This window comes from Streptomyces sp. NPDC107575 (genome assembly GCF_055657265.1).
The window spans coordinates 111,852-131,506 of the sequence record NZ_JBVKBG010000013.1 but is presented as its reverse complement, the minus strand read 5'-3'; the positions used below and the strand labels follow the sequence as shown (position 1 = coordinate 131,506).

The 19,655-nt window shown below is 72.4% G+C and carries 15 protein-coding genes and 1 pseudogene; 9 read left to right on the top strand and 7 right to left on the bottom strand.

The window, feature by feature from the left end; all coding sequences use genetic code 11:
• A pseudogene (locus ACZ7L4_RS42110) lies at window positions 1–192 on the top strand (alpha/beta hydrolase); the annotation flags it as partial.
• Between the two features lie 850 nt (window positions 193–1,042).
• Window positions 1,043–2,161 carry an alkene reductase gene (locus ACZ7L4_RS42105; RefSeq protein ID WP_472110439.1) on the top strand — a complete coding sequence of 373 codons (1,119 nt, stop codon included), beginning with the start codon at window positions 1,043–1,045 and terminating at the stop codon, window positions 2,159–2,161.
• A 503-nt stretch (window positions 2,162–2,664) separates the two neighbouring features.
• On the opposite strand, the gene ACZ7L4_RS42100 is transcribed toward ACZ7L4_RS42105, so the two are convergent.
• The 3 genes from ACZ7L4_RS42100 to ACZ7L4_RS42090 form a co-directional block, all read right to left on the bottom strand.
• Window positions 2,665–3,285, bottom strand: coding sequence for a hypothetical protein (locus ACZ7L4_RS42100; RefSeq protein ID WP_472110437.1), 621 nt, complete (start codon window positions 3,283–3,285; stop codon window positions 2,665–2,667).
• Between the two features lie 248 nt (window positions 3,286–3,533).
• Complete coding sequence (locus ACZ7L4_RS42095; RefSeq protein WP_472110435.1) at window positions 3,534–4,265, bottom strand: response regulator; 732 nt, start codon at window positions 4,263–4,265, stop codon at window positions 3,534–3,536.
• 2 nt (window positions 4,266–4,267) lie between these two features.
• Complete coding sequence (locus tag ACZ7L4_RS42090; protein WP_472110433.1) at window positions 4,268–5,221, bottom strand: HAMP domain-containing sensor histidine kinase; 954 nt, start codon at window positions 5,219–5,221, stop codon at window positions 4,268–4,270.
• Window positions 5,222–5,497: 276 nt separating this feature from the next.
• On the opposite strand from ACZ7L4_RS42090, the gene ACZ7L4_RS42085 reads away from it, so the two are divergent.
• From ACZ7L4_RS42085 to ACZ7L4_RS42075, 3 genes are all read left to right on the top strand, one after another.
• On the top strand, window positions 5,498–8,095 hold the full coding sequence (locus ACZ7L4_RS42085) for an ATP-binding protein (RefSeq protein ID WP_472110431.1): 2,598 nt from the start codon (window positions 5,498–5,500) through the stop codon (window positions 8,093–8,095).
• 100 nt (window positions 8,096–8,195) lie between these two features.
• Window positions 8,196–9,611, top strand: a complete 1,416-nt coding sequence (locus tag ACZ7L4_RS42080; protein WP_472110429.1) for an FAD-binding oxidoreductase — start codon at window positions 8,196–8,198, stop codon at window positions 9,609–9,611.
• 55 nt (window positions 9,612–9,666) lie between these two features.
• A complete protein-coding gene (locus ACZ7L4_RS42075; RefSeq protein ID WP_472110427.1) occupies window positions 9,667–10,281 on the top strand; it encodes a DUF6629 family protein in 615 nt (204 codons plus the stop codon).
• A 75-nt stretch (window positions 10,282–10,356) separates the two neighbouring features.
• On the opposite strand, the gene ACZ7L4_RS42070 is transcribed toward ACZ7L4_RS42075, so the two are convergent.
• Entirely contained in the window at window positions 10,357–10,755 is a 399-nt protein-coding gene (locus ACZ7L4_RS42070; protein WP_472110425.1) for a hypothetical protein, read from the bottom strand.
• Window positions 10,756–10,841: 86 nt separating this feature from the next.
• A complete protein-coding gene (locus ACZ7L4_RS42065) occupies window positions 10,842–13,367 on the bottom strand; it encodes an ATP-dependent Clp protease ATP-binding subunit (protein WP_472110423.1) in 2,526 nt (841 codons plus the stop codon).
• 231 nt (window positions 13,368–13,598) lie between these two features.
• On the opposite strand from ACZ7L4_RS42065, the gene ACZ7L4_RS42060 reads away from it, so the two are divergent.
• A complete protein-coding gene (locus tag ACZ7L4_RS42060; protein ID WP_472110421.1) occupies window positions 13,599–15,143 on the top strand; it encodes a PstS family phosphate ABC transporter substrate-binding protein in 1,545 nt (514 codons plus the stop codon).
• 99 nt (window positions 15,144–15,242) lie between these two features.
• Window positions 15,243–16,061 (top strand): LolA-like protein, encoded by an 819-nt coding sequence (locus ACZ7L4_RS42055; protein ID WP_472110419.1) that lies wholly within the window; start codon window positions 15,243–15,245, stop codon window positions 16,059–16,061.
• A 9-nt stretch (window positions 16,062–16,070) separates the two neighbouring features.
• Here ACZ7L4_RS42055 and ACZ7L4_RS42050 read toward each other — a convergent pair whose 3' ends face one another.
• On the bottom strand, window positions 16,071–16,610 hold the full coding sequence (locus tag ACZ7L4_RS42050) for a helix-turn-helix domain-containing protein (RefSeq protein WP_472110417.1): 540 nt from the start codon (window positions 16,608–16,610) through the stop codon (window positions 16,071–16,073).
• Between the two features lie 147 nt (window positions 16,611–16,757).
• Here ACZ7L4_RS42050 and ACZ7L4_RS42045 point away from each other — a divergent pair, with 147 nt between their 5' ends.
• Window positions 16,758–18,008, top strand: a complete 1,251-nt coding sequence (locus tag ACZ7L4_RS42045) for a benzoate/H(+) symporter BenE family transporter (protein WP_472110415.1) — start codon at window positions 16,758–16,760, stop codon at window positions 18,006–18,008.
• Here the strand turns inward: ACZ7L4_RS42045 and ACZ7L4_RS42040 are convergent.
• Window positions 17,968–18,687 carry a type 1 glutamine amidotransferase gene (locus ACZ7L4_RS42040; RefSeq protein ID WP_472110413.1) on the bottom strand — a complete coding sequence of 240 codons (720 nt, stop codon included), beginning with the start codon at window positions 18,685–18,687 and terminating at the stop codon, window positions 17,968–17,970. The two genes, ACZ7L4_RS42045 and ACZ7L4_RS42040, sit on opposite strands and share 41 nt — an antisense overlap.
• Before the next feature lie 116 nt (window positions 18,688–18,803).
• Here ACZ7L4_RS42040 and ACZ7L4_RS42035 point away from each other — a divergent pair, with 116 nt between their 5' ends.
• Window positions 18,804–19,655, top strand: a complete 852-nt coding sequence (locus ACZ7L4_RS42035; RefSeq protein WP_472110411.1) for a fructosamine kinase family protein — start codon at window positions 18,804–18,806, stop codon at window positions 19,653–19,655.

The following is a 19,655-nucleotide window of genomic DNA, read 5'->3' as shown; positions in this document are numbered from 1 at the left end:
GCGCACTCCCCCACCGACACCACCGTCGGCATCGACAACGCCGCCGAAATCTTCCAAGAAGCCCGCCACCCCCGCAGCTTCATCTCCCTCGAAGGGGCGGATCACCTGCTGACCGCGCGGGGGCAGGCGCAGCGCGCCGCACACATCATCAGCGCCTGGGCCGACCAATACCTCGACGAACCACACCCCTAACCACACCACCCCACACCGCCACACCAACACCGGTGCTGGTGCGACGGCCTCATGTCGTCACCGACACCTGCGCTGGGATACACAACACCAGACAGACCCTCACAAGAAGGCGGGCAGCCCCCGCCCCCGCGCGACATGAACGCAGCCACGCACCACCCATACCAAGTTCCGGCCAGCCGCCCCCACCACCACCGTCGGATACAGCACAACAACGACCAGCCACCACCTGTGAACGGGGCACAGGCAGCACGGCACCGTTGGATGCTGCGTCAGTCCTCCTGGCCGGCGGCGCGGCAACGCCACCCGCCACGAGAAGACCGCAACCATCTACCTGGCCGGCTCTCACGTCGCGGGGATCCTCCGGCGGTCCGCCCACTGACCCGAGCCAGGAGCCTCAGGGGCGGCTTCCCGCCCTGCGAGCCCGTCAGCCCGCCGCCGCCGCGATGACCTCGTCCAGGACCCCGCGCGTGTACCGCAGTTCCTCGGTCGAGCGGTCGATTCGGCGGCGCCCCGCCTCCAACCGGCCGGCCAGCCACGGAGCCGCCGTCCTTGCCGGACCCCCGTCATGGTCCCGCGGGCAGCGAAGCACATGTGCGATCCTGTCGGCACTCAGCCCGGCGGCCGGCAACTGCCGCACACGGAACACCCGGCCCACGGCCGCCCCCGGATACTCCCGGTGCCCGCCGGCCGTGCCCTCGCAGGCAAGGACGCAACTCGGGCCCGTAGGAGCGCCGGGACCGCACACGCACGCCCGTAGGGCGGGACAGCTCACCGGTCCTCATGGCTTCCCGGCCCCTCACCCGGCCCCGGGGTAGAACCTGACACCGGTGTCAGATCCTACGGTTCCCGCATGACACACACGGCCACCTCCCCGCTCCTCGCCCCCTACTCCCTGGGCCACCTCACCCTCCCCAACCGTCTCGTGATGGCCCCCATGACACGGTTCCGCGCGCACGAGGACGGAACCCCGCTCCCGGCCGTCGCGCACTACTACGCGCAGCGCGCCGAAGCCGGCCTCCTCATCACCGAGGGCATCTGGCCCCACCGCCGCGGACAGAGCGGCTGGCGCATCCCCGGACTGGAGACCGCAGCCCACATCGCCGGCTGGCGCACGGTGACCGAGGCCGTGCACGCACGCGGCGGACGGATCTTCGCCCAGCTCATGCACGGCGGACGCCACGGACACCCGCGCTCCCGGCTGCTCGGCGACATCCCGGCCGGACCGTCCGCCGTACCGGTCCCCGGCCCCCTGCACGTCAAGGACGGCAAGGCCGAGGCGCCCCTGCCACGCGAAATGACCAAGAACGACATCCGTACCGCGATCGACGACCACGTGGCCGCCGCCCGCAACGCCCTCGAAGCCGGCTTCGACGGCGTGGAGATCCACGGCGCCAACAGCTACCTCACCCACCAGTTCCTCGCCGACAACACCAACCTGCGCACCGACGCCTACGGACACGACAAGACCCGGTTCGCCACCGAACTCGTCACCGCCGTCGCCCAGGCCACCGGAGCACACCGGCTCGGCCTCCGCCTCTCCCCCGGCAACCCGCAATTCGGCATGTCCGAACACACCCCCGCCCCCGTCTACCGCACCCTCATCCACACCCTGGCCCCCCTCGGCCTGGCCTACCTCCACCTCACCGACAACGACACCTACCCGGCCCTGAAAGACCTGCGCCCCCGCTGGAACGGCACCCTCATCGCCAACGTCGGCGAAAACCACACACCCACCACCCCACAACAAGGAGAACACGCCCTCACACAGGCACACGCCGACCTCATCTCCTTCGGACGCGCCTTCCTCACCCACCCCGACCTGCCCGCACGCATCGCCGCCAACGCCCCCCTCAACACACCCATCGACACCCAACACCTCTACACCCACGGCACACAGGGCTACACCGACTACCCGACCCTCCACGAACAACACACCCAACACCCCACCCCCACCGCAGCGGCACACTGAACCACCCCCACCAGACACCCAACACCACCACCCCAAAACCCCCACCACGCCACAAGAACCACCCCGACCCCGCCCAGCACACCAGCACCCCCACCCAACAGCCCGGAGACCCGAACAAAGCACCCCAGCCACCGGGAAGGGGCCCGGAACAGCACTCGAGGACCCGGGCCGGTCGGCCCTCGCCGGCGGGCCAGAACGCAACGTGACAGCGGGCCCACCACCCAGGGCCCCCGGAGTCGTTGCCCCGGATCAACAGAGCAGAGCCACCAGCGAAAACGGCGAAGTGATGACGCAGTGCCCGCCACCGACGCCTCTGCCCCCCCCCGGCGGGAAGGCGGGCCACGCCCGCTTGACGTCGTGCCCGCACCGGAGCAGTCCAGCAGCCCCCGGCCGGTCCGCTCTCCCGGGTACCGATGAGCGGGGCGTTTCGGCGGGCGCACGCAAGGGAGGGGCCGGCCCCCAGCGGGCCGGCCCCTCCCCAACACCTCGAGGCGCTGCGAGTCCTACAGCGACGGCAGCGTCTGCGCCGGGTCCACACCCGGCAGCGACGGCAGCTTCGGCAGACCCTTCAGATCCGGCGCCGGCAGATCACCACCCAGCACGATCGCGACCACGACGTTGACCGTTCCGGTCAACGTCGCCTGCAGCGCGGCCGCGGTCGCCTTCGCGTCCCCGGCGGCGGAGGCCTTCACCAGGGCGTCCACCTTGGTCTGCAGGTCCGCCGCCGCCTTCGCGACCAGCTCGGGGCCGGGGGCCTGCGCGCGGGCGCCCGGTGCACCCGCCTTGTCCGCCGCACCCTTCGCCCCGGCCGCCAGAGAGTCCAGCGCCTTCTTCACGTCGGCCGCGTGCTTCGTGGCCTCGTCCTTGGGCAGCTTGCCGTCCGGCGCCTTCAACACCCCCGCGACCAGATCCGTCACCGGCTGCACCACCGCCCCCGCCCCTGCCAGCGCCGTGTTCTGCTTGGCCAGCGCCTCCGCGCCCGGCAACGGAGCAACGGACTCACTGACCCCACTGCGGGCCGGCGCCTCCGAAACGGACGAGAACGCCGGACCCGCCACCCCCAGCGCGAGCGCCCCACACAGAGCGGAAGAAGCAAGAAGACCGGCTTTCCGGGAAATACGCATGAATCAATCCTTCGACGCGGTTGACGAACACTGCTCCCGACAACCCTGCGAGGAGTGCATACCGTACGCAATCGGAACAACACGTTCGGTCGCGTCCACCCAGCCCACCAACACCCCCCTGACCAGGCACCTTCCCCGAACCCCCCGGGCATGTCACAAATACAACCAAACAGGCGCACAACCACCCACACCCACCAGAAACACACCCGACCAACCCACCCCCAACCCACCACCCACACCACACCCCCTCACGGCTCAATCAACCCCGCCCGAATGGCATACCGCGTCAGCTCCAGACGGTCATGCAGGCCCAGCTTCTGCAGGAGATTCGCCCGATGCCGGTGCACCGTCTTCACGCTGATGAACAGCAGCTCGGCGATCCCCTTCGACGAATGCCCCTCCGCCACCAGCTTCAGCACCTCCTCCTCACGCGGCGTCAGAAGGTCGCCCGAGGCCTCCTCGCCGTGCCGCACGCGGTCCAGGTAGTTGCGGATGAGCGCCGTCACCGCCCCGGGATACAAGAACGGCTCGTCACGCACCGCCGCCCGGCACGCCGCCACCAGGTCCCGGTCGGCCACCGACTTCAGGACGTACCCGCACGCCCCCGACCGCAACGCCTGGAACAGATACTGCTCGTTGTCGTGCATCGTCAGCATCAAAATGCGCAGCCCCGGCTTCAATGCCGCCAGTTCACGGGCCGCCTGCAGCCCCGTCAGGCGGGGCATCGACACATCCAGTACCGCCAGATCCACCTCACAGGTGCGCGCCAGGCTGATGGCCTCCGCCCCGTCCCCCGCCTCCGCCACCACCTCCAGGTCCGGCTCCCGGTCCAGGATCAGCCGCACCCCCCGGCGCACCAACGCATGGTCATCAGCCAGCAGGATGCGAATCGGTGACACTCCCGAAGACGAACCAGTGGACGGGCCCGAGGACGAACCCGAAGACGGAACGGGTGCTGCGGGCTGGTACGGGTCAGGCATGGTCACAGCTGCTTCCTGAGAAGAGGGGCGGTCAGACGGACCCGGGTGCCGGAGCCCGACGTGGACGTGATGTCGAGGCCGGCACCGAGCAACAGGGCCCGCTCACGCATCCCGCGGATGCCCGCTCCCTCGCTCGCCGCCTCGATGCCGCGGCCGTCGTCGGTGATGCTGAGCGTCACCGCCCCGCCCGTGTCCTCCAGGGCCACCTCGAGGCGCTCGGCGTCCGCATGGCGGGCCGCGTTGGTCAGGCTCTCCTGCGCCACCCGGTACAGCACCAGTTCCGTCTCATGGTCCAGGGGCGGCAGATCCGCGTCGAAACGACGCACCACCCGCAATCCGGTATGCGTCGCGAAATCGTTCGTCAGGGACGACAACGCGCTGACCAGACCGAGGTCGTCCAGGACGCCGGGGCGCAGGCGGCGCACCAGGCGGCGGACCTCGTCGAGGCTCTCCCGGGTGATCTCCTGTGCCTGGTGCAGTTCCGCACGCAGCGGGCCGCCCGCGTCGTCCGCGGCCCGTCCGAGTACCAGCAGGACCGCAGTCATGCTCTGCCCCACCTCGTCGTGCAACTCCTGAGCGATCCGGCGCCGCTCCGCCTCCTGGGCCAGCAGGGCGCGGGCGCTGCTCGTGGCCCGTTCGTGCTCCAGGCGGTCCAGCATCGCGTTGAACCCGCGGATCAGCTCGGATACCTCGCTGCCGCCCGACACCGGAAGCCGTTGACCGGGGCGCAACAGGTCAACCGTCGACATCAGAGTGGTCAGGCGGGCCAGCGGCGCCATGCCCCACCGCAGCAGCGCGCCATTGGTGACGAGCATGACGCCCATGCCCACCACCAACACCACCGCCTCCGTCAACAAGATGGGCACAGAGACGGTCACCGGGGCCCACAGCAGCAGGGCCGTCGCAAGACCCAGCACCACCGTATTGAGCCCGAAGATCCGCCAGAACAGGGACACCGGGGTACGCCTCCTTCAACGACGTGTCGACCACGTACAGCTCTCGAGTACAGCTCTACTGTCGGTCATCGCATGCCGTCGGTGGGAGCCGCGGTCCTGGTGAGCGGCCGAGCACCCGGCCAGCCTGCCGCATTCGGGCCGTCGGTTCGATGGGGTCCGGTCCCCACATTCCGGGGTGCGGACTACCCATACTCCGGCGCACACACCGTCGGGCGATGGGCGTATTCGTCCCGGTCCCGGCTCCCGGTGGGCGTCGACCGGTGGGAAGGTCTCGGTATGGACGGGGGGATCCTCGAGCGGGATCTCGAACTGGGGCGACTGGCCGATGCCGCCCGGGAGGCGGCACTCGGGGCCGGTTCGGTCGCGCTCGTCCTCGGTGAGGCCGGGATCGGGAAGTCGTCGCTGGTCCGGGCCATGCCCACCGAGTTGCCGGCCGCCGCCCGGCTCCTCGTCGGGCACTGCGACGACCTGGCCACCGGGCGTCCGCTCGGCCCGTTGCGCGATCTCGTCGGCAGTGTGGGCGCCGATCTGGCCCGTGCCGTGCGGGACGCGGGCGACCGGCACCGGATCTACGAGGCGCTGCACGCCGAGTTGGCCGGCGCGCCGCATCCCGCGGTGCTCGTCGTCGAGGACGTGCACTGGGCGGACGAGGCGTCGTTGGACGCCCTGAGGTATCTGGTACGCCGCATCGAGCGGTTGCCCGCGGTGCTCGTGCTCACCTATCGGGACGACGAGCTGGGGCGCGGCCATCCGCTGCGCCAGCTGCTCGGTCAGGTGTCGGGGGCGGCGCGTGTGCACCGTCTGCCGCTCGCTCCGCTGTCGCGCGCGGCCGTGGGCCGGCTGTGCGCGGCGGCCGGGCTCGACGGGTCCCAGGTGTACGCGGCGACGTCGGGGAATCCGTTCTTCGTCGCCGAGGTGCTGGCGGCGGGTGGCACGGGTGTGGTTCCGCCCACTGTCGTCGACGCCGTGCTGGCCCGGCTGCGTCGACTCGACGACGCTGCGCGGGACGCCCTCGAGCAGCTGGCGGTGGTGCCGTCGGCCGTGGAGCGGCCTCTGGTCGACGCCTTGTTGCCGGGTGGTTGCGCGGCGCTGGCGGCGGCCGAGCAGGGCGGTCTGTTGACGGTGGCGACGGACCGGGTGGCGTTCCGGCACGAGATCATCCGCCGTGCCGTCGCCGACTCGCTGCCCGCGGCGCGCCGCATCGCGCTCGACCGGGCGGTGCTCGCCGCGCTGGTGGCCGCTCCGGACGCCGACCGTTCGCGGATCGTGCACCACGCGGCGGCGGCCGGTGACCTCGACGCGGTGGCGCGGTACGGGCCGCGGGCCGCACGCGACGCGGCGCGGGCGGGCGCGCACCGGGAGGCTGCCGCGCATCTGCGGCTCGTTCTGCGGCAGCGCGAGCGGTACGGTTCCGCCGAGTTGGCCGATCTGTTGGAGCAGTACGCGGTCGAGAGCTACACCATCGGGGATTCGGACGCCGCTGTCACCGCGCAGCGGGATGCCGTGGAGCTGCGCCGTGGGCTCGGTGAGCCGCGGGCGCTCGGTGCGGATCTGCGGTGGCTGTCAAGGATTCACTGGTGGGCGGGCGACGCGAAGGCGGCAGAAACGGCCGCGCGCGAGGCCCTTGCGGTGCTCGAACGGGCCGGTGACGACCGGCTGTTGGCGCTCGCGCTCAGCAATACGGCGCAGTTGCGGATGCTGTCGGACGCGTACGCGCAGGCCGTCGAGTACGGCGAGCGGGCGATCGCTCTGGCGCGGAGGGCGGGTGACCCGGCGATCCTGGCGCACGCGCTCAACAATGTCGGCTCGGCACGGTGGCGGGACGGGGATCCGCTCGGGCAACGGCAGTTGGAGGAGAGTCTGGCGGTGGCGCTCGATTCGGGCGAGGTGGAGCACGCGTGCCGCGCCTACGCGAATATCGTCTGGTCGCTCCTGGACGATCTGCGGTTCACGGAGGCGGACCGGCACCTCTCCCCCGCCATCGATCTCGCCGACCGGGCCGAGCATCTGGGGTTCCTGACGTACCTTCATGTCGAGTTGGCACTGCGGAAGTTCGCGGCAGGCGAGTGGGTGGAGGCCGAGCGGTACGCGCGGCTCGGCGCCGATGTCTTCCCGCCGGCCCGCTGTCCCGCGCTCACGGTCCTGGCCCGGGTCCGGGTGCGGCGCGGCGAGCCGGGTGGCGGGGAACTGCTCGACCAGGCCTGGCGGATCGCGGTGGGCACCGACGAGCTGCAGCGCCTCGGTCCGGTCGCGGCGGCCCGCGCGGAGGCGGCGTGGCTGCGCGGTGACGCGGCGGGTGTGCTCGCCGCCGCCGGGCAGGTGCACGAGCGGGCCCGTCGGCTGGCCGCGCCGCAGCGCTGGGAGCTGGGCTACTGGCTGGCGCGGGCGGGCGGGACCGTACCGGTGGACGGGGCGACCCACCCGTACGCGTTGCAGGCGGCGGGTCAGTGGGACAAGGCCGCCGAGCTGTGGCACACGGCGGGCTGCCCGTACGAGGAGGCGGCCGCGCTCGCGCAGAGCCCCGACCCGGCCGTCAAGCTGGGCGCGCTCGCCACCCTGGACGCGCTGGGTGCCGCGCCGCTCGCCCGGCTGGTCCGCGCCGAGCTCCGCGAGCTCGGGGTGCGCCGTGTCCCCCGGGGTCCGTACGCGGCGGCGCGCGGCAATCCGGCGGGGCTGACGAGCCGTCAACTCCAGGTCGTACGGCTCCTGATGGCGGGTCTGACCAACGCGGAGATCGCCGGGCGGCTCGTTGTGTCGGTCCGTACGGTCGACAACCACGTCCGTGCCGTCCTGGAGAAGCTCGACGCGCCCACCCGGCGCCGGGCCGCCCAGCGGGCGGTGGAGATCGGGCTGACGGCGGCCGACGAAACGTAGGTACCCGCCGCGCCCGAGGTGGGTGACCGCCACGCATGCCCGGCCGTGCGCAACGCCCGTAGAACGGGGCGGACGACACCCACTCGACACGGGGGATCGCATGACCAGCACACCCGCACAGGCGGCGCGACGCGAACTGACCGGTTTCCGGGGGACGCTGACCGGGCCCACGGACTCCGGGTACGAGGAGGCCCGAGCCGTCTACAACGCGATGATCGACCGGCGTCCCGCGCTCGTCGCGGGCTGCGCCGACGCCGACGACGTGGCGAAGGTGATCGCCTTCGCCCGCCGTCACGAACTTCCGCTCGCGGTGCGCGGCGGCGGCCACCACGGCGCGGGGCTCGGCACCTGCGAGGCCGGCGTGGTCGCCGACCTGGCGCCGATGAACTCCGTCGAGGTCGACGCGGCCGCCCGCACCGTGACGGTGGGCGGTGGCGCGACCTGGGGCCTGGTGGACGCGGCGACGCACGAGCACGGGCTGGCCACGCCCAGCGGCATCATCTCCACCACCGGTGTCGGCGGCCTCGCGCTCGGCGGCGGTCTCGGCCACCTCACCCGGCGCTGCGGGCTCACCGTCGACAACATCCTGGCGGCGGAGGTCGTCCTCGCCGACGGCACGCCGGTGCGCGCGGACGCCGACACCAACACGGACCTGTACTGGGCGATCCGGGGCGGCGGCGGGAACTTCGGCGCCGTCACGTCCTTCACGTTCCGGCTGCACGACGTGAGCACGGTGGTGGCCGGGCCGACGTTCTGGCCCGCCGAGCAGGGCGCCGAGATCCTCGCCGCCTACCGGGAGTTCCTGCCCTCCGCGCCCCGCGACGTCAACGCGTTCTTCCTGTACGGGTCGGTGCCTCCGGCGCCGCCGTTCCCCGAGGAGCTGCATCTGCGGAAGGTGTGCGGGGTGGTGTGGTGTCACACGTCCGGGGATCCGGAGGCGGCGGAGCGTGCCATGGCTCCACTCCTTGGTGAGGTGTCCGCGCCGCTGCTGCACGCGGTGGCTCCGATGCCGCATCCCGCGATGCAGTCGATGTTCGACGGCCTGTATCCGCCCGGCGACCAGTGGTACTGGCGGGCCGACTTCGTCAAGGAGATCCCGGACGAGGCGGTGGAGCTGCACGCCAAGTTCGGGCCGCAGACGCCGTCCATGCAGTCGACGATGCACCTGTACCCGATCGACGGGGCCGCCCACGACGTCGGCCCGTCCGACACCGCGTTCAGCTACCGGGACGCGCGCTGGGCGAGTGTGTTCGCGGGCGTGGACCCGGATCCGGCGGGCGCGGACCTCCTGCGGCGCTGGACGGTCGACTACTTCGAGGCCCTGCACCCGTACTCGGCGGGCGGCGCCTACGTGAACATGATGATGGACGAAGGGCAGGAGCGGGTGCGGGCGAGCTACCGCGGCAACTACGCGCGCCTCGCCCGCGTCAAGGCGGCCCTCGACCCGGACAACGTGTTCCGCAACAACCAGAACATCCAGCCGGACCCGGCCGCGCGGGACAACGTGCGGCCGTGACGACGCGGTGAACCCACGACGCGCCGCCCGGCCATCGGAAACGTAGCGTGGTCGCATGTGCTGGAGTGCGACGGCCGATCTGGTGGCGGGTGGCGCGGTCACCGCCGTGGGCGTGGCGTGTGTGACGCGGGCGGTGCGCACCCGGCCGCGGGCCGTGCCGCTCGCGGCGCTGCCACTGCTGCTCGGGGCGCACCAGATCATCGAGGCGGTGATCTGGAACGACGGCGGTGGCAGCGGCCCCGCCGTCGTCGCGTGGGCGGTGATCGCGCTGCCGCTGCTGCCGTTGTGGGTGCCGGTCGGTGTGTGGTGCGCGGCGGCTCCGCAGGCCCGCCGTCGGTTGCTCGTGCCGCTCGTGGCGGGCGTCGTGACGGCGGGGGTGCTCGGGTACGTCCTGGCGACGAGCACCGTGACGGCCGAGGTCCGCGGGCACACCATGGGCTATGCGATCGGGCTGCCGTATGCCGGGTGGCTGCTCGCTGGCTATCTGCTGGCGACGATCGGCTCGCTGCTGCTGTCGGGCGAGCGGATCCTGGTGCTGCTCGGTGTGCTGGCGGCTCTCGCCGCGGCGGTGTGCGCGGCGCTGTGGCGCTGGGAGTTCATCTCCACGTGGTGCGCGTTCGCTGCGCTCTGCTCAGCGGTACTCCTCCGCTGGCTGGCGCCGAGACCGTAACCACTCACACCGCCCCCCCGCCCTGGGGCTCCGCCCCAGACCTCGCTCCTCAAACGCCGGAGGGGCTGAGATGGGTCAGTCGGTGATCGTCACGCACGGCAGGCCGACGCTGGCTCCGCCCCGGAAGCCCTCGGCGCACAGCCTCGTGCCGGCCGGGAAGTGACGCTGGGGGTAGGCCTGGTCGCGGTAGGTGCGGAATGCCGCGACGTCCTCGACCTTGGTGTTGGCGGACCAGCCGTTGGTGGTCCACACGCGGGCGGACATCCGGTTCGGCTGGTTGGTGTTGACGACGGACACCTCGACGCGGCCCAGGTAGGTGCCGGTGTCGTAGGTCTCGATGCACACGGAGTTGTTGCACCACTTGCCGTCGGCGGCGGCCGGCTGGCCGACGGCGACGACGCAACCGAGGGCGGCGACGGCCGCGGCGAGCGAGGAGACGGTCTTCTTGACGTAGGCCCGCATGGTGTCCCGCATGGGTGACTCCCTGTGTCTCGTACGACGTGGTGCGCGGAGCCGGGTGTCCGCGCCTCGCGCGCATCAACGTCGTACGCGACCAGGGGTTACGCCTCCTTCGACCGGATGGTGAGCTCCCCGTCGCCGGCCTCGACCAGGATCCGGCCGCCCGCGGTGATCTCGCCGTCCAGGAGCATCCGGGAGAGCCGGTTGTCGAGCTCGCGCTGGATGGTGCGGCGCAGCGGGCGTGCCCCGTACTCGGGCTGGTGGCCGCGCCGGGCCAGCCACTCGACGGCCTCGGGGGCGAACTCGACGGTGATGTCCTGGGCGTGCAGGCGGCGCCGGGTCTCGTCGAGGAGGAGGTCGGTGATGCGGGCCAGTTGTTCGGTGTTGAGCCGCCGGAAGATGACGATCTCGTCGACGCGGTTGAGGAATTCCGGGCGGAAGTGTTCCCGCAGTGGGCGGAGCACCTGTTCGCGGCGTGCGGTCTCGTCGGTGGAGTCGTCGGTGCGAAAGCCCAGGGCGGCGCCGCGTCCGGCGATGGCCTCGGAGCCGAGGTTGCTGGTCATCACGATGACGGTGTTGGTGAAGTTGACCGTGCGGCCCTGGGCGTCGGTGAGGCGGCCGTCGTCGAGGACCTGGAGGAGGGTGTTGAAGACATCGGGGTGTGCCTTCTCCACCTCGTCGAGGAGGATCAGCGAGTACGGGTGGCGGCGCACGGCCTCGGTGAGCTGTCCGGCCTCCTCGTGGCCGACGTATCCGGGCGGCGCGCCGACGAGGCGGGAGACGGTGTGTTTCTCCTGGAACTCGCTCATGTCGAGGCGGACCATGCGGTCCTGGCTGCCGAAGAGTGCCTCGGCGAGGGCGCGGGCCAGTTCGGTCTTGCCGACGCCGGTGGGGCCGAGGAAGAGGAAGCTGCCGATGGGCCGGTCGGGGCTGGCGAGCCCGGCGCGGGAGCGCAGGACGGCCTCGGCGACGGCGGTGACGGCCTCGTCCTGGCCGATGACCCGCTCGTGCAGATGCTGTTCGAGGCCGAGGAGGCGCTCCTTCTCCTCCTGGGTGAGGCTGCTGACGGGGATGCCGGTCTGGCGGGACACGATGTCGGCGATGTCCTCGGCGGTCACCTCGACGATGTGTCCGTCGCCGGGGTCGGGCTCGCGCGCGCCCTCGATCCTTTTGGTCAACTCGCCGATGCGGTCGCGCAGTTCGGTGGCGCGCTCGTACTGCTCGGCGGCCACGGCCTCGTCCTTGTCGCGGCTGAGGTCGTCGACCTGGCGTTCCAGGGCGCGTACGTCGGTGGTCTTGGTGCGGTCGCGCAGCCGGACGCGGGCGCCGGCCTGGTCCATCAGGTCGATGGCCTTGTCGGGCAGGAAGCGGTCGGTGAGGTAGCGGTCGGAGAGGTCGACGGCGGCGAGCAGTGCCTCGTCGGCGTACCGGACCTGATGGTGTGCCTCGTAGCGGTCGCTCAGTCCGCGCAGGATCTCCACGGCGTCGGCCGTCGACGGCTCGGGCACGAGGATCGGCTGGAAGCGGCGGGCGAGCGCGGCGTCCTTCTCGATGTGCCGCCGGTACTCCTCCAGGGTGGTGGCGCCGATGACGTGCAACTCGCCGCGTGCCAGGGCGGGTTTGAGCATGTTGCCCGCGTCCATGGAGCCGCCCTCGGAGCCGCCGCCCGCGCCCGCGCCGACGACGGTGTGCAACTCGTCGATGAACACGATGAGTTCGTCCGGGTGGGCGCGCACCTCGTCGATGATGCCGGTGAGCCGTTCCTCGAAGTCGCCGCGGTAGCGGGTGCCGGCGACGACGCCCGACAGGTCGAGGGAGACGAGGCGGCGCCCGCACAATGTCTCGGGCACGTCGCCCTCGGCGATGCGCTGGGCGAGGCCCTCGACGACGGCGGTCTTGCCGACGCCCGCGTCGCCGATCAGCACCGGGTTGTTCTTGCCCCTGCGGGAGAGCACCTCGACGGTCTGCTCGATCTCCTCGTCGCGGCCGATGACGGGGTCGAGGCGGCCCTGGCGGGCCCGGTCGGTGAGGTCCTCGCCGAAGCGGTCCAGGTTGGGGGTGGGCGCCGTGCTCCTGGTCTGCTGGCCGCCGCCGGGGCGGGTGTCGGCGGACGAGGGAGGCGGGCCCTGCGGCGCGGGGTCCGGGGTGAAGCGGGCCTGGTTCAGGAGGTGTCCGGCCGCCGAGTCGGGGTTGGCGGCGAGTGCGAACACGATGTGGTCGGGGCCGATGTAGGCGACGCCCGACTCGCGCGCGATCACATGCGCGTCGAGCAGGGCCCGCTTGACCGCGGGGGTCACCGACAGGGACTGCGGGGTGCGGCTGGGCTCGCCGCCGCCCGCGTGCCGGTCGATCTCCCCCGCCAGCCGGTCGGGGTCGGCGCCCGCCCGTGTCACCAGACTGCGGGTGGGTTCGAGGGAGAGCGCCGCCCACAGCAGGTGCCCGGTGTCGAGGTCGCCGCGGCCTCGTTCGGTGGCGTAGTTCGCGGCCGTGGCCACAAGGTGGCGGGCCGGCCCGCTCATCAGCCTGCCGATGTCGATCTGCCGTCGGCCACTGCCGAGGAACCGCGAGAAGAAGTCGCCGAAGGGGTCCTGTCCGTAGCCGTCGGACCCGGTGAATCCGCTGCTCATGCCCATCCGTCCCGGCGCGCGCCGCCCGTGTGCGGCGGTGCTGCCTCGTCGACGTCCGTCTGGGGTGCGCGTAGCCCGCAGCGGCGTGGATAAACGTGGTGGGCGGTACGGGGCGGGAGTGCCGGGTGCCGCGGCCGGTCCCGAGGGGGACGTTGAACGGGTGACGAACAGTGGGCGAAGTCCGGTGCCTGGCCCCTTCGCACGGCGCGGCGGGTCCGTACCGTCGCGCACATGGGATGGCTGGAGATCGCCTTCACCGCCGTGGGGCTGCTGATCGGCGTGGTGTCCATCGTCACGCCGTTCGCGGCGGACCGGCGCGCGCGGCGCAGCAGGCGGGTCGGGTTCCGCAAGCAGATGGACATCGCCATAGGGCACAACGGCCAGCCCGGCGCGGGCGACGCGCGGCTCGGGCTCTTCACCGACCTGCCCGAGATGAGCGACGCCACCCTGGTGCTGCTGCGGATCGAGAACGACGGCTCGCGGCATGTCGACACCGGTGACTACATCGACGCGTCGGAGCAGTACGGGCTGACCGCGGAGTTCGCCGGGCGCAGCATTCAGGCGCTGGATGTCACGTTGCCCGAGGAGCACACCAACCTGTCGGGCTACTTCGAGCGCCGTCCTGGCCTGCTCATCGAGGCGCCCGGCAGGCTGCGCATCCCGAAGGTTCCGCTGAAGCCGGGCGCGTACTACAAGATCCTGGTGCTGCTCACGGGCGGCGGTGAAGGGAACCGGGTCGCCGTCACCGGTGACATCAAGGACGGCACGCTGCACGAGAACCACAGCCTCACGCCGGACGAGAAGCCGCCGGTGTTCAGTGTCCGGGCCCGCTGGACCACCGTGACGCTCGGCGTCGCGCTGATCGCGGCGGCGACCCTGCCGCTGTTCACACCGTCGCCGCTGCCGGACGACTGCGAAACGGGCAGACTCCGGCTGACCGGGTCGACGGCGTTCGCCCCGGTGCTGAAGGAGCTGGCGGAGAAGTACCGCGGTCACTGCGGGGACAAGCCGCGGATCACGGTCTCGGCGCGCGGCAGTCGCACCGGGGTGCGTGAACTCGCCCTGTCCGGTGCGGAGTCGGGCGGCCCGGCGGGGGTCGTCGCGTTCTCCGACGGGCCCCGCCCGGCGAGTTACACCCGGCTGAGCGAGAGCCGGATCGCGGTGTCCCTGTTCACGCTCGTCGCGCACGACGACGTCCGTCTCACGAATCTGTCGGTGGCCGATGTCCGACGTGTGTACCGGGGCGAGATCCGCAACTGGTCGCAGCTGGGCGGGCCCGAGCTGCCGGTCGTCCTGGTCAGCCGCACCTCCGGCTCGGGCACCCGGTCCGCGCTCACGGCACGGGTGCTCGCGGGCGCGGACGAGCCGCCCGCGTCCTCGGACGACTGCGTCAACCGCACGGCCCGCACCGGCGCGCGCGTCCTGCGCTGCGAGCTGGACTCGACGGAGCAGGTCCTCGACACCGTGGCCCGCACGCCCGGCGCCCTCGGCTACAGCGAGCTGCGCGCCGCGTCACCGCCGGACGCTCCGAAGGGCCTGCACCGTCTGACCCTCGACGGCCGCGCCCCGGACCCGGACCGGCTCGACGCGGGCGGCTATCCGTACCGCGAGATCGAGTACGCGTACACCTACGGCCGTCCGCCGGCGGACTCGCTGGCCTCCAGCTTCCTCGCGTACGCCGTCGACAACGGCACGGGCAAGGGTGTCGTCGCCACCCACGGTCATCTTCCGTGCGGGACGCCGGTGGGGCTGCGGGTGTGCGGCATGGACGGCTGACGGCCACGGCGGCCTCGCGGACGACATCCCGACCCACCAGAACGTACAATTTGTGGGTGTTTCGGGCGCGCGATGCGTCCGGGAAGGCGAGGTGGCGTCATGGCCGGACCGACCCCGACCCGGCTGCACCGGGCCGCCCGCGCACCCGTCGCGGCGGCGTTCGTGTGCGCGAGCCTGTTCTCCGCGACGCCCGCTGTGGCCGACGACGGCGACGCCAAGGACAAGAGCGCGCAGGAGTTGGCCGACGCGGCGAAGAAGGAGCTCCTGGACGCGAAGTCCCTGCATCTGACGATGAAGAACGGCTCGGACGACAAGGACACCCGCACCCCCGCGCTGGTCGATCTGCGCCTCGACGAGAAGGGCAACTGCACGGGCGAGCTGCGCATGGGGACCGGCGGCGCCAAGGGCGGCACCGTCGACCTCGTGAAGCGTGGCGACGAGGTGTGGATCAAACCGGACGCCACGTTCTGGAAGACCCAACTCCCTGGCCGCAGCGGCGACTTGGCGGCCCAGTTGATCGGCGACCGGTATGTGCACGGCACCACCGACGACCCGATGCTCGACGGGCTCTCCGGCACCTGCGACCTCGACTCGTTCCGCGAGCGACTCAAGGACGGCTCGGACCGTGCCACCAAGGACGAGCTCACGAAGGGCGACCAGAAGAAGGTGGCGGGCACCGAGGTGGTGCCGCTGACTCCCTCCGGTGACACCAAGGGACGCGGCATCACCCTCTACGTCACCGCCGACGCGCCGCACCGGCTGGTGCGCGCCACCGAGAAGGACTCCGGCGACTCCCTGTCGATGACGCTGACCGACTACGACAAGCCAGTGCCGAAGAAGACGCCGTCCGCGGACGACTCGATCGATGTCTCGGACCTGCGGGGCACCGGCCCGTCGCAGGCCCCGCACGCCGCCTGACGTCGGACATCAGCCGGCCTTCGGGTAGCGGACGAAGAGGATCCCCTGGACCTCGCCGTCCGGCGCGCCGTAGATGTGCGGGGCGTCCGCCGCCCAGTGGGCGTGACCGCCGGGCCCCGCGGTCGTGGGTGCGTCCGGCGGGCCAACGACGGCCGTCCCGGAGAGCACCATCAGGCTCTCGGTGGTGCGCGGGACGTGTGCCGCGGACTCCTGGGTCGCGCCCTCGGCGATGGTGACGCGGAAGACGTCGGTGGCCGCGTCCGCGTCCTCGTACCGCTCGATCAGGACCGCGGTGACCGCGCTCCCGGAGACACCGGCGGCACCGGCGCCCCCGCTCGGCGCGGGGTCGTCCAGGACCGCGCTGAGCGGGCGGCCGAGCGCGGTGGTCAGGGCGTAGAGGGTTTCGAGGGTGGGGTTGCGGCGGCCGGTCTCGAGTTCGGAGAGCGTGCCCTTGCCGACGCCCGAGCGGCGCGCGAGTTCGGACAGGGAGAGCCCGCTGTCCTCGCGCAGCCGCTTCAGCCTGCGCCCCACTTCGTCACCAAGCCCCATCGCCCGGCCCCCTCCCGCGCCCGTCGGCGCGTGTTGACGTGTCGCCACTCGCGTCCTTAGTGTTCCACAAACAGAACGTTCCGTTTATGGAACGCTCGCCCGCTCACACCATCCTGCCCTCCCCAGACTCCCGGAAGTGACACCCGCATGTCCTCGCTCACCCGCATACGCGCCCTCGCACCACCCTCGGCCGTGGCGGCGGGCCTCATCGCGACCACGGTCGGCGTGACCAGCGCGGCCGCCATCGTGTTCACCGCGGCGCGGACCGCGGGGGCGGACGCGCGGGAGGTGTCCTCGTGGATGCTGGCGCTCGGCGTCGGCATCGCCGTCACCACGGTGGGGCTTTCGCTGCGCAACAAGGCGCCCGTGCTCACCTCCTGGTCGACGCCGGGCGCCGCGCTCCTGGCCACGAGCCTGAGCGGGGTGTCCATGGAGAAGGCCGTGGGCGCCTTCGTGTTCAGTGCCGTGCTGACCGTGGTGAGCGGACTGACGGGGTGGTTCGCGCGGCTCATGGACCGGATCCCGGTGCCGCTCGCCTCCGCGCTGCTCGCGGGTGTACTCCTGGACTTCGGGACGGGGCTGTTCGCGCAGATGGGCGGGCACTTCGGCATCGCGTTCCCGGTGTTCGCGCTGTATCTCCTCGCCCGCCGGCTGCTGCCGCGCTACGCGGTGGTGGTGGCGCTCGCCGGTGGCGTCGTGGCCTCCGTCCTCACCGGCGGCTGGCATCTGGAGCGGGTACAACTGCCGCTCGCGCAGCCGGTGTTCACGACTCCGGAGCTCGACTGGAAGGTGCTCATCAGCGTCGGTGTGCCACTGTTCGTGGTCACCATGGCCTCGCAGAACCTGCCTGGTGTCGCCGTGCTGCGCACGTCCGGGTACGAGGTGCCCATCTCGCCGGTCCTCACGTGGACCGGTGTCGCGCAGGCGGTGCTCGCGCCGTTCGGCGCGTTCGGCCTCAACCTCGCGGCGCTGACCGCCGCGATCTGCACCGGCGAAGAGGCGCACCCCGACCGCAAGCGGCGCTATCTCGCGGCCGTGTGGGCGGGTGTCTTCTACCTGTGCGTCGGCCTGCTCGGCGCGACGGTGGCCTCGCTGCTCGGCGCGATGCCGCACGCGCTCGTCCTGGCGGTCGCCGGGGTGGGCATGCTCGCCACCATCGAGTCCGCCCTGGCGGGCGCGCTGTCCGACCCGAAGTCCCGGGAGGCGGCCGTCGTCACCTTCCTCGCGACCGCCTCCGGGGTGACACTCCTGGGCATCGGGTCCGCGTTCTGGGGGCTGCTCGCGGGCGTGCTCACCACTGTCGTCGCGTCGGTGGCGCGGCGCCGTGCCACTCCGCCGACACCCGCCGCCCAGCCGGTCACGGCATCGTCGCGCACACCCGAGCGAACCTCCGTGTAACCTCCGACCACGCCGCGACGGCCGCGCCCTCCTCGGCCACCGCCGCGGCGTGCAGCCGGTCCCGGTCGAAGCCCTGCCGGGCCAGGGGTTCGGGGTCCCATCCGGCGATCCGCGCGGCCTCCGCCTCCGGGTGGAACTGAACGCCCCAGGCCCGCTCCCCCACGCGGAACGCCTGGTGCGGGCAGGCCTCGGTGGACGCCAGCCAGGCGGCGCCCGGCGGCAGTTCGGTGATCTGGTCGATGTGCCGCTCGATCGCGGGAACCGTGTCGCCGAGCCCGTGGAGCAGCGGGTCATCGGCGGCCTCGGGCCGCAGCCGGATCCGGGTGCTGCCGTACTCGGGCCGTCCGTGACTCCCCCGTACCCGGCCGCCCGCGACATGGGCGAGCAGCTGTCCGCCGAGGCAGATGCCGAGGACGGGTGTGCCGCCGTCGAGGGCCTGCGCGGCGAGGCGGCGGGTGGCGGGCAGCCAGGGCGCGCGTGCGTCGTCGTCCGGCAGGAAGCCGCCGCCCAGCACCAGCAGCGGCCTGCCGTCGAGCGCCTCGGGCAGCGCCTCGCCCTCGTACGGCCGCAGCACCTCCACCGCCAGGCCCGCCTCGCGCAGCCAGTCACCGACCCGGCCGGGGCCGCCGCTCCTGGTGTTCTGCACGACCAGGACGGGTCCAACTGCCGTGGTATTCATCTGCGTTCGCCTCGTTCCGTACGTCGACCGGGGCCACACCCCGTGTTGATCAACGCAGCAGATCAGCGGCCCGGGCGTCACGTCAACGGTCGCGCGGCAGTCCTACGCTGGGTGTCATGTCGGAATCCGCAGCCGCCGCGACCCGGTTCACCGGCCGCCCGGTCACCGCCGAGCGCCGCCTCTCCTCCCACCTCGCCGAGGTCACCCTCGACGACGGCCGCGTGGTCATGGTGAAACACGCCGACTCCCCCGCGGCGGTGCGCGCGGAGGCTGCCGGGCTGCGGTGGCTCGCGGCGGCAGGCGCGGTGGCGGTGCCCACGGTGCACGGCTCGGACGACCGATGTCTGGTCGTCGGCCGGGTCGAGGAGGGCCGGCCGAGCCGGGACACCGCGGAGCGCTTCGGTGCGGACCTCGCGCGGCTGCACGGCGCCGGGGCCCCGGCGTTCGGCGCGGCGCCGCCCGAAGGGCCGACGGACGCGTACATCGGCCTCGCCCGCATGCGCAATGTGCCGGGCGACGGCTGGCCGCGCTGGTACGCCGCCCACCGGGTGCTGCCCTACCTGCGCGAGGCCGTCGACGCCGGCACCCTCTCCCCCGCCGAGGCGAAGCCGATCGAGCGGGTCTGCGAGCGGCTGCCCGAACTCGCGGGCCCCGCCGAGCCGCCCGCACGGCTCCACGGCGACCTGTGGAACGGCAATCTCCTGTGGGGCGCCGACGGCGCGGCCCGGCTCATCGACCCGGCCGCGCACGGCGGGCACCGCGAGACCGATCTGGCGATGCTGCACCTGTTCGGCGCGCCCCACCTGGACCGGATCATCGACGGCTACGAGCGGGCCGCGCCGCTCGCGGACGGCTGGCGCGACCGCGTCCCGCTCCACCAGCTCTTCCCGCTCCTGGTGCACACGGTGCTGTTCGGCCGCGGCTACGCCGAGCAGGCGGTGGCCGCGGCCCGCTCCCAACTGTCGTAG